The organism is uncultured Nonlabens sp. (genome assembly GCF_947495285.1).
GTDB lineage: Bacteria > Bacteroidota > Bacteroidia > Flavobacteriales > Flavobacteriaceae > Nonlabens.
This window is the reverse complement of the sequence record NZ_CANLXZ010000030.1, coordinates 1-15,752: the sequence shown is the minus strand read 5'-3', so window position 1 is coordinate 15,752 and position 15,752 is coordinate 1. Positions and strand designations below refer to the sequence as shown.

Below are 15,752 nucleotides of genomic sequence, written 5' to 3'. Positions count from 1 at the left end.
GTTATAACTTATGCAAACGCAGCAGCAACACTAGCACTTAATCTTTTATAAACACCACCATCTAGGCGCTCACGTATACCTTCAAAAGCAGTTAACGTCTCTTCTATATCTTGCATAGTGTGAGAAGCGGTAGGAATTAATCTCAATAAGATTAAACCTTTAGGTATAACTGGATAAACAACTATAGAACAAAATATACCGAAGTTTTCACGTAAATCTTTTACTAAAGCCATAGCCTCAGGAATACTACCTTTAAGATAAACTGGCGTTACACATGATTGTGTAGTACCTATATCAAAACCACGATCTTTAAGTCCGCTCTGTAATGCATTTACATTTTCCCATAGCTTTTCTTTTAGCTCTGGCATAGTACGTAACATATCTAGACGTTTCAAAGCACCTACTACAAGTTGTGATTGCAGAGACTTTGCAAACATTTGAGAACGCAGATTGTATTTTAAATAATCGATTATTTCTTTATCAGCAGCAATAAAAGCACCTGTACTCGCTAGAGATTTTGCAAATGTTGCAAAATACACGTCTATTTGATCCTGTACACCTTGCTCCTCACCTGCTCCTGCACCAGTTTTACCTAGAGTACCAAAACCATGAGCGTCATCAACAAATAGTCTAAAGTTGTACTTTTCTTTAAGAGCTACTATTTCTTTTAATTTTCCTTGCTCACCACGCATCCCAAAAACGCCTTCAGAAATCACTAGAATTCCTCCACCAGTTTGTTCAGCTATTTTAGTAGCGCGTTGTAGATTCTTCTCGATACTCTCTAAATCGTTATGCTTATAAGTAAAACGCTTACCATGGTGTAAACGTACACCATCGATAATACATGCGTGTGCATCTACATCATAAACGATAACGTCATCTTTAGAAACTAGAGCGTCTACAGTAGACACCATTCCTTGATAACCAAAATTCAATAAGTAAGCAGCTTCCTTATCTACAAACTCTGCAAGTTCACTTTGTAATTGTTCATGAAGATCGGTATGACCACTCATCATACGGGCTCCCATAGGGTGAGCACTACCGTATTGAGTACCAGCCTCTGCATCTACCTTTCTAACTTCTGGATGATTTGCTAATCCTAGGTAATCATTAACACTCCATGTAATCACTTCTCTACCATTAAATTGCATACGGTTAGAGATAGGTCCTTCTAACTTAGGAAACACAAAATATCCTTCAGCTACACTCGCCCATTTTCCTAGCGGCCCCTTATCCTTATATATTTTATCAAATAAATCTTTCATAACACTAATTAAGCTTACAAATATAGCACTTTCACGGCAATTCACCTATACACTATGCGTGCATAGTATTTTGAATTTTGTTAATAATGTGTTGAAGAATATGCAGTTAGCAACAGGTATTGCTTTTGCGGAAGCCTAAAAAAAACAAAACCCTAATCATTTATGGATAAGGGTTTTAAATTAAATATGAGCTAAATAATATTACTTTATATACTCAATATGTTGTTGATCTGCGGTAGATTTTGAATCAAAAAAACCTTGATCCTGCATCCACTGATCGTTATAAATTTTGCTCATGTAACGAGATCCATGATCTGGAAAAATAATTACCACTTTAGAATTTTCATTAAAAACACCATTTGCAGCGAGTTGTTTAGTAGCTTGTAATGCAGCACCGCTAGTATATCCTACAAATAAACCTTCAGTTTGTGATATATAACGTGCTGCGTGAGCAGCTTCTTCATCCTTTACCTTTGTAAAACTATCGATAGCATTAAAATCTGTCGCAGTGGGAATTAAGTTCTTACCTAACCCTTCTATACGGTAAGGATAAATTTCATCTTTATCAAATTCTTGAGTTTCATGATATTTTTTAAGCACACTACCATAAGCATCAACTCCTAAAATTTTAATATTAGGATTTTGTTCTTTTAAAAAACGTGCCGTACCTGATATAGTACCACCTGTACCACTGCAGGCCACTAAATGTGTAATTTCTCCAGCAGTCTGGTTCCATATTTCTGGACCGGTAGATAAGTAATGAGCCTTCATATTCAACTCATTAAAATATTGATTAATATAAATACTATCCTTAATCTCATCATGTAAGCGCTTTGCTACTTGATAATAACTACGTGAATCATCTGCGCTTACATTTGCAGGGCAAACATAGACTTTGGCACCCATAGACTTTAACATGTCTATTTTATCTGGACTAGATTTTGAACTTACCGCTAGAATACAATCGTATCCTTTAATGCGGCTTACCATAGCTATACTGAAACCTGTATTACCAGACGTTGTTTCTATTATGGTATCACCAGGTTTCAGGATTCCATTGCGCTCTGCCTCTTCAATAATATGAAGAGCGATACGATCTTTTGAAGAATGTCCTGGATTGAAAGCCTCTACTTTAGCGTAATAATTACCTGGAAGATTTTCTACTGTTTTAGAAAGTTTTATAAGAGGTGTCTCTCCTATTAATTCCAATACATTATTATACGCTTTGATATTGTCGCTCATAAATAGGATTTTGTTAAAAAACAGTACCGCAGTGGACTACAATTTTAGAAAAACTGTGCATTCTACTATGACAACCTGTTCTATTATGCTTTAAATTTTTGCACAAAACTTTACAAATTTAAGAAAAAAAATCTAGCTGTTTATATTTTCTAAATCTAATAAAAAGGCAAAATCTATTGTAATTTCTTTTAAAGCATCATACCTTCCTGATGCCCCACTATGCCCACTGGCTAGGTCTGTTTTAAATAACAATAAGTTATCGTCGCTTTTTAATTCTCTTAATTTTGCTACCCATTTTGCAGGTTCCCAATACTGCACCTGTGAGTCGTGGTAACCTGTTGTTACTAACATATGAGGATACGACTGTGCAATAACCTGATCATATGGAGAGTAGCTTAACATATATTCATAACAATCTTTGTTATTAGGGTTTCCCCACTCATCATACTCACCTGTTGTAAGTGGTATACTGTCATCTAACATAGTTGTGACTACATCTACAAATGGTACCGCACTTAAAATACCGTTATAAAGTCCTGGTGCCATGTTAATAATAGCTCCCATAAGAAGTCCTCCTGCACTACCTCCTGAGGCGTATAAGTGTTGTGACGTTGTATATTTTTCTTCTATTAAAAATTTACTACAGGCTATAAAATCTGTAAACGTATTGCGTTTTTCAAACATTTTACCAGTTTCATACCATTCACGCCCTAGATATTCTCCACCACGTATGTGCGCAATAGCAAATACAAAACCACGATCTAATAAACTTAATCTGGATATTGAAAAATAAGGATCTATTGTACTTCCATAACTACCGTATCCATATTGCAATAAAGGATTACCGTCTGGATTTTTCTTATCCTTTCTATAAACTAAACTTATAGGCACCTTAACACCATCTACTGCAGTAGCCCATACACGCTCAGACACATAGTTATCTGGATTAAAGTTAGGATCTTCTATAGGTTGCGTTTTAAGTACTATTTCTTCTCTAGTCTCCATATCAAATTCCATAACCGACGGTGGTGTGGTCATGGAATTATAATTGTAACGCAATTTATTAGTCTTGAACTGAAAGTTTGCGCTGGTAAAAGCAGTATATGTCTCGTTATTAAATGGCAAGAAATAATCTACTGTATTATCCCAGGCTTTAATTCTTATGCGATTTAAACCATTAAAGCGGTCAGATATAACAAAGTAATTCTCAAAAAGGTCAAAATCTTCTAGAAGCACCTCTGGATCATGAGCAATAAAATCTACCCAATTCTCCATTTGAGGTGTCACGATATCTGTTTTCATGATTTTAAAGTTAGTCGCCTCATCTTTATTAGTCATGATATAGAAACTGTCTTTGTAATGCGACACACTATACTCCATTTCTGGCAGGCGTTCTTGTATTAACTTAAAGTCACTATCTGGCTGGTCTGCATCGATAAATCGCACCTCGTCAGATAAGGTTGCAGAAGATTTTATCATGATAAAGCGCTCTGACATGGTTTTATAAACAAAGCAATTAAAGATCTCGTCCTTTTCCTCAAATACTAAACGGTTAGACGCAGCTGGTGTACCTATTTGATATTTATAAATTTTATCGGCACGCAGTGTTTTCTGGTCTTTGCGCGTAAAGAATAATGTTTTATTATCATTTGCCCAGACAGATCCACCTGTCGTTAATTCTAGATAATCTTCAAAAACCTCACCGGTCTCCAGGTTCTTAATGTAAATGGTGTACTCACGACGTCCTTTAGTATCTACTCCATAGGCTACTAATTTATTATCGGGAGAAATATTCATAGAAGTAAGTTTATAATACTCATTCCCTACGGCCATTTCATTTACATTAAAAAGCAGCTCTTGTTCTTCACTGCCGTCTTTACGTCTGTAATAATATGGGTAACTCTCGCCAGTTTCCATCTTGCTCATATACCAGTATCCATTTAATAAATAAGGTACAGACTCGTCGTCTTCTTTTATACGGCCTTTGATTTCATTAAAAAGGTTGTCCTTTAATTGATTTGTATGTGCTGTACTGGCATCATAATAATCATTTTCTTTTTTTAAATAATCGATAACCTCAGGAGCATCACGCTCTGTCATCCAGTGGTAGTTATCTATTCTTTGATGTCCATGAATGTCATGAACGTGAGATATTTTCTTTGCAATCGGAGCTTTATGAGCCATATAAATCTTAAAATTAAAAAGCATTGCAAGATATAAAATAGCTTTCCATTTGCTACTATAGTTAGTAGAGAGTTATTTTTGTTCTCGCTTTCGCGAAAGCGGAACTACAACAAACATTTTACACATTTAATTAAAAAAGATAAATTATGTTCGGAGATATGATGGGAATGATGGGAAAACTGAAGGAGACCCAAGCAAAAGTGGAAGAAACAAAAAAGAGAATGGACTCTGTTCTCATAGATGAGCAATCTAGTGATGGCTTGTTAAAAGTAACGGTTACTGCTAGTCGTCAAATTAAAAATCTAACTGTAGATCCAGAACTAATGGAAGATAAAGAGCAATTAGAAGATTATCTAGTTATGGTAACAAATAAAGCGCTTACCAAAGCTGAAGAAATTTATGAGACTGAAGTTGCTGCAGTTGCCAAAGATGGAATGCCTAACATACCTGGAATGGATATGTTTAAGTAATTCTTTAAAATTTACTGAATAAAAAAAGGGCCGTTCTCTTAGTGAGAACAGCCCTTTTTATTTGAAGAATGAATTTGATTAATTAATAATCAATTGTTTACTGGTTGTATTACCTGATCCATTTTTAATTTGCAAGATGTAATTACCTACTTTTAAGTTATTACCTAAATCTAATTGAACCTCATTGTTAGACGCATCGATCTCATTCCAGTTAATTATTTGCTGACCTAACATATTATATAGTGAAACAGATGTTATAGTCTCTACACTAGTACCTGAAATGTGAATAATCCTATTAGAAGAAGTCGGATTAGGATATATAGTAAACTCTACCACATCCAGCTCTTCTAAAGAAAGGACTGTATTTGAGAATTTAATTTCAAATCTATTTGCAGCACTAGAAGCAGCATCTGTAGACTGTATAGAATAATTATAGATGTTACTACCACTGTTTAATAAAGTGTATGACCCTAAGAAATTATCTTTTAAGTACACCGGTAAACCTACTGTAGTTACATCTAGAGATAATGCATAGTTTACTGCTCTATAATTTGTTATATCTAAAAAAAGTGTTTCATTATCTTGAGGTGTAAATCGGTTTTCGATACTTAACTTATTAGTTCCATTGATAAAACTAAGTGTTTCATCTAGGTTACTGAATTTTATAGCATCATTACCGTCCACAGCGTTAGAGCTAGCTGGGTCAAATCTTACCACTACTCCATCACGAGCTGCCATACCGTTTTGTAATTCTGTCTGCTCATATAGTTGGACAGATATAGATCCCGTAGTGGCACTGTTTCTTGCGCTATTAGAAAAACCAGCTGTTATATCTTTATCTGATTCTGTAAAAGAAACACTTGCGGCACCATTTGCTGCAGTAGAAATAAAGAATGACGTGTTGGGCTGTAAGTACTTATTGAAAAGAGAGCTAACATTATTTGAGCTATTTGCGCTTACATCTACGGTTACATATGCTCCTCTCACGTTAATCGCAGGATCCCATAAATATACAAATGAACTGCTCACATTATTAGATCTAGATAGTACCGTACTTAAATCTACTGGTGCCTGGTATGGATTACCTATAAAGTTAAATTCTCCTGCTACGGCACTTAAACTAGCGTCAGTTACATTTCCTGTAACTAGATTACCTATTGCAGTAAGAGTAGTATTAGAAGGTGTTGCAGCATTATTTGTTAAATCTACCGTTCTATCACCTCTTACTAACATGCGATATGCTTTACCAGCAACTAATCCTAGTGTAGAAGTGTTTGCAATAGCCTCCCATTGTTGGCCCGTATTGTTGTAAGTAAATAAAGATGGCGCACCAGAACTAGTTATATCAAAACCATTTGCTCCAGTATCAGAACCTGTAATATGTGTTCCAGCGGCACTTGTTAGACCTGCATCATTTTGCCAGTTATCTCTTATACTGTTTGCAGTAGTTACCGATGGGCTCAGGAATCTAAAAGATCTTTTTGCAGGTACATAATGTTCTACTGCAAAATTACCTGTTATGGATCCATTTACTGGTCCTACATAAGCAGTTCTTGTAGCGTTACTTTTAATAATCATTTTATTTGAACCATCAATAGTAAGGTTATCGGTAACCTTCAACAATTCTGTTATGGAAATATCTACAAATGTTGTTAAATCATTTTCTACCTCTAATACTCCTAACTCAAAATCGTTTCCTGTAATAAACTGTGGATTTAATCCAGAAAAAACTATAGTTCCATCACTCGCATTTAAATTACCATTAACCTCTAAGTCCTCTAGGGTATTAAAACCACCATTTGAGTCAAGATTTAATGTAGCACCAGCATCTATCCTTATACTATTTACAAAAGTCATTTCTGTAAGGGTTGCTGTTCCGTTTTCAACAATCACATCTTCTGCTTGATATCTTGTACCACTAGGGTCATAAGGTGACCAGGAGTTGTTGTAAATAAAATCAATATCTTCTTGCTCATTAGGTGTGGTCATCGTGCTTACAGGAGTAGTCAAAGGGATTACATCCCACTGATCAGCTACCCAAGTAGATGATCTTTCTATGGCTGTAGTTCTTCTAACTGCTCTAGAATTTTGGTAATTCCATGGACCTAATCCACCACTACCTAAAATACCATAACTATCTAGAATATCATAAGTACCAGATAAGAATGTTCCATTATTCACTAACAGGTAGACATCATCTCCATTACCGTTTACAACGCCGTTATCCACAAGATCTGGAGAGTACCCATATTCATTCATGAATCTATCACGACCTACGATATAACGCTCTCCAGGAGCTATCGTACCAGTTAACGCTACTTCTCTACCGTTTGAACCACCAGAAAAACTCAATGCCAAATGCATATTCACTGCTCCAAGGTCAACAGGCATTGTTCCATAATTATATAATTCTATAAACATAGCATTTCTGGTAGGAGCTCTATCTATTATCTCAGTGATCATAACTGTAAGCGGTAATAACTGAGTCTCTGTCGTGGTCGCAGTTGCCTCTGGTGCAACAGGTGAACTCACGTAATCAATATCCTTTGCAAGATTAGAATAGGCGGTGAGTTGAAAATAGTAAGTTGTAAATTCATCTAATTCTGTAAAAGTATAAGATCCAGAACCGTCTGTTACTAGTGCAAGACCAGCACCATCTGTTAAATCAAAATCTTGATTAGGTTGTGTCCCGTCCGCATATGTAGGGAAATTTCCTGGTGTTGTACTTATAGCAAGTGCATAACCGTCTGCCATATTAGTACCTGTAACGTTATCCCATGTAAGATCGATATCCCTACCATTTTCTGTCGCAACAAAGTTTGTAGCCTGACTAGATGGCTCTGGAAATTTAGTGTATTCTATTTTAAATACCACACCTGGATTTGCAATTCCTAGAGAAGAACTTCCAGATGGACCAGAAGTTGAACCACTGCTGTCTGTTACCGCATAAATAGTACTACCATCAGGAGATATAGCCATATCTCTATATCTATCTATAGTAGAATGAAACTCTATCAAGTCTGTAGTAACCTCGTTTATAGTGTTAATTCCATAACGGTATATTGTTCCTTTTTTAAGTGTAGGGACAAAAATATTTTTTCCAAATGGTAAAGAACCATTTCCCTCGTAGATATCAATACTAGAAGGAGCAACGGTAGGCCATGAAAGAAAACCTCCAGAAGGCACACTAGATACAGTACTACCATAAGTAGCTATAGGACCCTGAAAATCTATCGGTAAAGGAAAATCTGTTTCTTTATGAGTTATTGCATCAGGAGGACAGTTGTTACCATTACTAGCACATGCTCCAGATCCTTTAATACATTGCTCATAACCTAGGTCATCACGTTCACCTACAATGAGTGGCCATCCATAATTTTTACCTGCTACTAGAACATGAACCTCGTCATCTACTCGATCTCCATGCTCAGATTGAAATAAAGTTCCATTGCTATCAAAAACAATTCCCTGCGCATTTCTATGTCCATAAGTAAAAATATGAGATTGTACCTTTTCTGAGTCTGGGCGCATTGTATCTGCATTATCTGGTACTGGCGAGTTAGTAAATGGATTACTAGCACTACCGTCAGGCACAGCAAATGGATAAAATTTAGGGTTATCTGCTGGAATCGTTCCATCTAGGTTCATACGTAACGTTTTCCCTTTATAGGTAAAATAATCAGCTGCTGCAATTGCTGTCTGTGTAGGTAATGCTTGTGATTGTACTAACTGACATACATTTTGGAATTGATTTGCACCTAAATCTCCAGATGTATAATATATTTTAAGATCTGGACCTATTTTCATCCTACCAGAATTGTGGTCGTTACTTCCATCTAGACCTTCAATAACTACAAAACGCGTGGCAGCATCCAGTGTATTAGTTGCGTTATCATAAGAAAAACGTACAATTCTAGTACGACGATTTTTTCCAAATGATGAAGTATTATCCTGGTATGTCAGCGCTAAATAAACGTAATTATTTGTGGTAGTAGTAACGTCTGTGTACAAATCGGGATGTATAGCCATACCCATTAATCCATCCTGTCCAGACTCACTAAATACTTCAGCACTTAGATTAATCATTTCTGTTTTAACTCCTGTATCTGGATGTACACGTACCACACGTTCTCCATTGTTTGCTATATCATTATTATGTGTTGCTCGCTCGGTAATCCATAACCAGTTGTCAGGCCCATATGTTATTTCATTAGGGAAAGATACTAATTGGTCGACATCAGCTAGTTTAGTTACCGTCCAGTTTCTTCCACTTGTTTCTGGATTTTGACCTAGCATGAATAAGCTCATAAACAAGGCAAACGTAAATAGTAAATTTTTCATGATTTAATTTGGGTCAAATTTGAAATTAAAAACCCACTGCTTAATTAAACAGTGGGTATATTAAAAAAGAAATAGTATTTTATTTTACAGCTATTTTAACTGCTTTTGTAAATCCTTGAGATTCTATCTTTACCAGATAAACTCCTGTGGATATTTCTGGAATAGAAACACCATTTACTATGTCAGTAAGTTCGCTTTCGCGAAAGCGAAATAATAACTTACCTGAAATATCATAAATATCCATTGTCTCTAGAGTCTCTGAAAGGTGATCTACGTAAATCATTCCCGTATTATTGAGATAGTAGATATCTATTTCATCTAAAGTTTCTTGATCTACCCCTAAAGTAGACTGTTGAAACACAATTTCAAAACGCGAACTGTTTTTACCTTCCTCAGAAACATTAAAGAAATAATCACCGCTTCTTAAATCGTGGTATATATTAAGATCTTTATCTCTTAAGAACAATTCTTGACTAGAGTTAATATTTGCAATTTCTTTCGCACTTATTTTATAGTTAACCGTTTTCATACCGTGAATAGTTAAAGGTACTACCTTAGAAGGTTCTATCTCACTTAATGCACGTATCACATAATTTTTACCTTCATGTGAAGTGTATAAATCACTTTCCCTTGGGCTATCGAACATAGGACCATCGTATCCAAAGTCAACACCATCAGTTAAGGTATCTGAAAAACCTAAAACTATCTCTTTACTAGCACCGTTATCTGCTTCTAACTCAAGCCTAATAAGTTCTACATCTGTATTTTGATAATCTGAACGATCTACTACAGGTTGTGTAGCACCTGGTGCGCTCACAAAAACACTTTCTCCAGCAGATTCAGTTTTAAAAATACGTTGTGAATTATTAAAAGTTAAAGTACCACTGTTTACCACAGAAACAAAGAATCCTTGTGCAACTGGTATAAAAAATGTAGGTTCTACCGTTCCTGTGCTAGGACCTCCTAACGCGCCACTACCTGCAATTTGTGATGCTCTAGTGGTAGCAAGCTTTGTTATGGTTGCATATCCACCTTCATAGTTTGCAAGTATATGATCTGTACCTCTAAATTGGTCCCATAAATAGACAGCGCCATCTGTAACTGATGCATTATCATCAATAAAAACTCTAGCATCTATGGCACTAGGATAAGGGTTTCCTACTAGGGATGTAGTTGTTTCTAGTGCAGGATCTCCATCTGTGTCGATGGCAGTAATATTGATAACACCGTTATTAGGTTTACCTTCAAATATATACTCTTGATCTCCCACAGCACCTGCTCCTTTTTGAGTCCATCCATGTCCAGGTTCTAAAAGATCAGCTGGTCCTATTCTATTCCAGTCGTTATAAGATACACCATTCATAAATGTATGCAACCATCTACCGCTTACGGTTGCTGGAGAGGTAATAGCAGGTGTTCTTACACCAATACCTGTGAACTGAATATTTCCAGTTCCACGACCGTCTTTAAGCATTCCTAAATTAAACGTGTTGTTGTTTGATGCACTCGTTTGAACTCCTACCGGAGAACTCCAGTAATTGTAACTAAATACATCTCCTTTACCTTCTTGCCTTCTAATAATCTTACCTGTACTTGCTACATCTAACTCACTATCAGCTGTTTGAACAAGTTGCGCATCTCCTAACAAATCAATTACACCGTCTAATTTCATGTACCATTTGTTATTTCCTACATTACCATCAAGGATAGTAAGCTTTGCACCAGAATCAATAAGTAATCCTGAAGATTGTGCAGTTATAGGCAAAACATTCTGGTGTTTAATATGAATTATAGAGAAAGGATAAACCGCAAGATCTATAGGATCCCATACTACTTCTTGTAGATATGTAGTAGGGTCTGACATGAGTCCATCTTGCTTAGTTTCATAAGGAAGTGGAGCAGATTGTGGTAAAATAGTTTTAATGTTAAACATAGTCGCATTATTTGCTTTGCTACTCACATCAAATAGTTTATCTCCTGTTACTTTTTTAAAGTCATAATGTAAAAGTAAGTCAGCCCAATCTACGTCAGTAAAAGATCTAGTTATTACTTTACCTTTTAACTCTCCTCCATCTAGTCCTATTTCTTGATACATCATACGCTCAAGAGCCCCAATATTAATAGCTTTGTTAAAAACTCTTACTTCATCTATTGCTCCATGAAAGTAATTAGTTGAACCCTCTGCATGACCTCTTCCTATAGTGAACTTGTTACCTGCGATAGTAGCAGCAGTATTGTTTGCTATTGGGCTACTGGCAACTTCTACACCATTAACATAAAGAGCACATACTCCATTTGCACCATCATAACGCACTGATAAATTGAACCATTTACCTGGAGTAACAGAAGAAGAAGAGGATAAATTATACACATTACCACTACTATTACGAACGGTAAGTCTCAAATCTCCCGAAGGTTCTACCCTTAAAATCATACCACGCTCACTAAATACAGCACCAGTACTAGAAGCACCAGCATCTAACATGATCCAAGCAAAAACTGTGAAATTATTAAGTCCTGCAAGTACTTCTGTAGAATTAACTATATAATCATTGCGACCATCAAAATCTACATAAAGATCTGTATCTAAATCTATAGGCGCTCCTAGGATACCTGTATCTAAGTCATTATTGCCATCGCTTACACCATCCTTATCTACATCAATAAGAAAATCCACTTGACCATCATTATCTGAATCTAAATGAGCATAATAAGAATTATCAATATCGCTTCCGTTAGATAAATCATTTAGTGCATCATTGCTATCAACATCTCTATAATCTGCGATACCATCACCATCTGTATCTACTGGTGCTACATAATTAAATGTACCGTGATCTAATTTATTGCCATCACTATCATTTTCATCTATGAATCCCACCAGACCATCACCATCAAATTCATCATCTGCAAAATTAGTTACCCCATCTGAGGCATTTGATCTTCCATCACCATTAATATCAGCATCTCCTTTACCATCATATTCAAGGACATCAAAGAGCCCATCGTTATCACTATCTAAGTCCAGGTAATCAGCCACTCCATCGTTATCAGTATCTAAAGGACTATACCCTTCGTATAAATCATGCATTCCATTTTCATTTGCATCAACCCAGTTCCCGTCACCAAAGTTAGTTCCGTCTAGATTTGAATCAAAATTTACCAAACCTGCAGGTATACCTAGTTCATAGATATTAGGTATTCCATCATTATCATTATCCAGATCAATTACATCTGACACACCGTCTGAGTCCAGATCGCAAAGTTGTTGGGTAATTAAGATATCATCAAGAGCTACATCATTTCCAAAACCACCTGGGGCATTATTTAATAGCTGGATAACAAAATCACTGGTCGGTAAAGTAATAGAAGTGTTTTTATTAATCCACTGAGACTGTGAACAACCAGTACCAGTATTACATCTAGGTATGTCTCCTGCTTGATAAGTGTGATATAAAATTGTTTTATCAGTACTGTAGAAATTAACAGTTACGTTAGGCAAAATACGAGGTAACTGACTAGAAGGAAACACACTGTCTTGTCTATCTAGATTTAATGCCCAGAATTCATAATAAATAGGCGCCCCAGGAACTGTCCCTACGATTTCTGTTTCATAAAATACTGCTGGTTCAAAACTTGCATTAAACAGAGCCATTCTACCATTCACATCGCCCGGTGTATGATCATCTCCATTGTACCATACATTTTCTGCCCAGAAAGATACATCAGGTAAATTACTTCCCGTCTCTGTAACACCGTTATCATCTGTAACAGAATAATGAACCGTATACTTTCCATCACGTAGATTAATATCTGTATTACATTCATCTGTGGCTTGTGCAGGAGTACCATCTTCATAGCAATAAGTAGTACTTACTCCAGGGATTACATCATCAATACGTGTCCTAGAAATACCAGATCCAAATGTTTCATTCAAAAAAACAATGTCTGCCGTAGTGCTTAATGGATTAGCTAAACAGTTATTCTGCTCTTCTTCATCAGGAACACCATCATTATCATCGTCTATATCAATATTATCTACTACACCATCACCATCTGTATCTGGAAATATCTCTGCTCCTTCTCCTGATACTAAAAATCTAAAAGGATTTTCATCATCATCATTACTATATACCCTAACAGTTGCTGTTAAATTCCCAATTCTTCTAGGTTCAAATCTTACCGTAAAAGATACAGAGTTACCACTAGTAATAACGGTCCCAGCTGGAGGAGAACTTACTATGCTCCACGCAACATTATGTCCAGGTATAAAATCTACAGGAATAGGCCCTAAAATTAAGTCGGCTGCACCTGTGTTCTGGATATAAAATGTATTTTCTAATGCTCCCGCATTTTTATCCACAGCTCCAAAGTCTGTTCTATTATTACTACTAGGAGTCATAGAATTATGAGTAATGTTAGAAACACCTCCTGAAACGTTAATCTCTTGTGGAGAACTAGGGTCTGTAACTATATCTATTAAATAGTCTTCTGTTTCTTCTGCTCTACTAGTAGCACCACATGCATCTGCTACAGTACTCCTTGTACGTTTTACTACCCTCATAACTACAGGTCCTAAAGCAGATCCTGCTGGTATAGTAATCATTCCATTTAAAGCTCCATCTACCGTAGTTTGCACTACTATTTCATCATCTGCAAAAACACCATCCTTATTAAAATCAATAAAAACACCCCATCTAGGACGATCTCCTTGACTGCTACCACTTATTACATAGGTTTCACCAGGATAAACATCTGCCGGTGGTAATCCTACATAGTCTCCATAACCGTCATCATCTCCAGTGGTATTATTAATGCTAGTACTCTCACCTGTTAAAGTTACATTAGTTATATAATGAGATCCCTGACTGTCTGAGACCGGAACACAGGCTCCATAATTGATAGAAATGTGAACGGTTGCTACCTCACAAACTCCTGCTCTATCACATAATGTGTACTCAAATGAATCGCTACCTATATAATCAGTAAGAGGTGTATATTCAAAAACACCATCTACAGCTGTCTCTACCACAGTACCTCCATTTGCCGTTCTTAATGGTGAAGAAACTATAGAATAGTCATCTCCATCTGTTCCATTTGTTGTACCAACAGTATCATTTGTGGAAACATCAAAAGAATTATCTGCATTTGTAGAATTAAAAATCGCAGTAAAATCATCGTCTAAAGCAACAGGGATAGGTGAATCTACAACCGTTATGGTATACCTTTCTAATTCAGAGCGATTTCTACCTCGACATGGATTAGCATCTAAAAAACCTGCTCGTCCTCTAATCCACATTTCATGAGTACCTAATGGCGCATCTACTGGAATGGTGTAATTAAGTGTTAATGTACCACCTTCAACCCTACCGCTAAAATATATATTATCTTCAGGAGTAAAACCATCATCATTATAATCAATAAATAGTGAATATTGACCAGCATCTATTCTACGTCTGTCTCCACCCAGTGTAATTTGATGCGTGTATTGATCTCCTCTAGTTACATTAGTGGTATGTACTCCTCTAAAATCCTGAACCGTATTCCTACTAGCGTCAAATCCAGAACCTAAATTTGAAATTGATGCAAATCGATAATCATCAATATATAACTCGTTACCACGGTCAGAAGTGACTGGAGAAGAACATGGTGTTTGTGACCAAAGTGTTTGAGAAGAAAAAAATGAAAGGGTAAAAAAAGTAACCAAGGTTACAATTCTTAAATAACTCTTATTTGCGTAAAATGTTTTCATAATAGCGTCGTATTTAATTAATATTAGCACGATTAGTTCACAACTAAACCCTTCTAATATACGTCACAAATATAGTATTAATAATCACTAAACACTTTTTTAAACCACAAAATCCAGCGGTGTAGATGAAGTACACGTATATTCGTTTAAGTACAAAATAAAACCATTTAAAGACCTGAAAACCCTTGATTATTAACATTCTATTAAGTATTTAAAATTCAAAAAATAAGTCAGACACTGTCTCATTGATCAATTAAACTCTATAAAATTACGCGAGGTTGGGGTTACTATCTCACTTAAGTAATTGTGAGTAGTTGCTATTAGATAAAAAACGTGATAAGAGAAATTTATATGGATAGGCATGATAAAATAAATAGCCACCTCCTTCTCATTTTACCACGTTTCTCACTCACTATAATAAATTATACCATTTTTATTTTGAAAAGTCGTTATTTATAGTTATATTTATGGATGGCAAAACCGAAAGAATTTTTGATA

6 protein-coding genes are annotated in these 15,752 nt (G+C 35.9%); 1 reads left to right on the top strand and 5 read right to left on the bottom strand.

Going from position 1 to position 15,752, the window contains the following annotated elements; all coding sequences use genetic code 11:
* Positions 1 to 8 precede the first annotated feature (8 nt).
* The 3 genes from Q0838_RS11715 to Q0838_RS11705 form a co-directional block, all read right to left on the bottom strand.
* Positions 9 to 1,265, bottom strand: coding sequence for an aminotransferase class I/II-fold pyridoxal phosphate-dependent enzyme (locus Q0838_RS11715; protein ID WP_298955230.1), 1,257 nt, complete (start codon positions 1,263 to 1,265; stop codon positions 9 to 11).
* Positions 1,266 to 1,466: 201 nt separating this feature from the next.
* Entirely contained in the window at positions 1,467 to 2,507 is a 1,041-nt protein-coding gene (locus Q0838_RS11710; protein WP_298955227.1) for a PLP-dependent cysteine synthase family protein, read from the bottom strand.
* Positions 2,508 to 2,639: 132 nt separating this feature from the next.
* On the bottom strand, positions 2,640 to 4,691 hold the full coding sequence (locus Q0838_RS11705; RefSeq protein WP_298955225.1) for a S9 family peptidase: 2,052 nt from the start codon (positions 4,689 to 4,691) through the stop codon (positions 2,640 to 2,642).
* Positions 4,692 to 4,837: 146 nt separating this feature from the next.
* On the opposite strand from Q0838_RS11705, the gene Q0838_RS11700 reads away from it, so the two are divergent.
* Complete coding sequence (locus Q0838_RS11700) at positions 4,838 to 5,161, top strand: YbaB/EbfC family nucleoid-associated protein (RefSeq protein WP_298955223.1); 324 nt, start codon at positions 4,838 to 4,840, stop codon at positions 5,159 to 5,161.
* Positions 5,162 to 5,239: 78 nt separating this feature from the next.
* Here Q0838_RS11700 and Q0838_RS11695 read toward each other — a convergent pair whose 3' ends face one another.
* Entirely contained in the window at positions 5,240 to 9,502 is a 4,263-nt protein-coding gene (locus Q0838_RS11695) for a PQQ-dependent sugar dehydrogenase (protein ID WP_298955220.1), read from the bottom strand.
* Positions 9,503 to 9,581: 79 nt separating this feature from the next.
* Positions 9,582 to 15,254 (bottom strand): LamG-like jellyroll fold domain-containing protein, encoded by a 5,673-nt coding sequence (locus Q0838_RS11690; RefSeq protein ID WP_298955217.1) that lies wholly within the window; start codon positions 15,252 to 15,254, stop codon positions 9,582 to 9,584.
* Between the last annotated feature and the right edge of the window lie 498 nt (positions 15,255 to 15,752).

Bases quoted from the DNA above. Each gene is read 5' to 3' on its own strand.
- Q0838_RS11690 (WP_298955217.1), bottom strand. From the start codon at position 15,254: ATGAAAACATTTTACGCAAATAAGAGTTATTTAAGAATTGTAACCTTG.
- Q0838_RS11700 (WP_298955223.1), top strand. From the start codon at position 4,838: ATGTTCGGAGATATGATGGGAATGATGGGAAAACTGAAGGAGACCCAA.
- Q0838_RS11695 (WP_298955220.1), bottom strand. From the start codon at position 9,502: ATGAAAAATTTACTATTTACGTTTGCCTTGTTTATGAGCTTATTCATG.
- Q0838_RS11705 (WP_298955225.1), bottom strand. From the start codon at position 4,691: ATGGCTCATAAAGCTCCGATTGCAAAGAAAATATCTCACGTTCATGAC.
- Q0838_RS11710 (WP_298955227.1), bottom strand. From the start codon at position 2,507: ATGAGCGACAATATCAAAGCGTATAATAATGTATTGGAATTAATAGGA.
- Q0838_RS11715 (WP_298955230.1), bottom strand. From the start codon at position 1,265: ATGAAAGATTTATTTGATAAAATATATAAGGATAAGGGGCCGCTAGGA.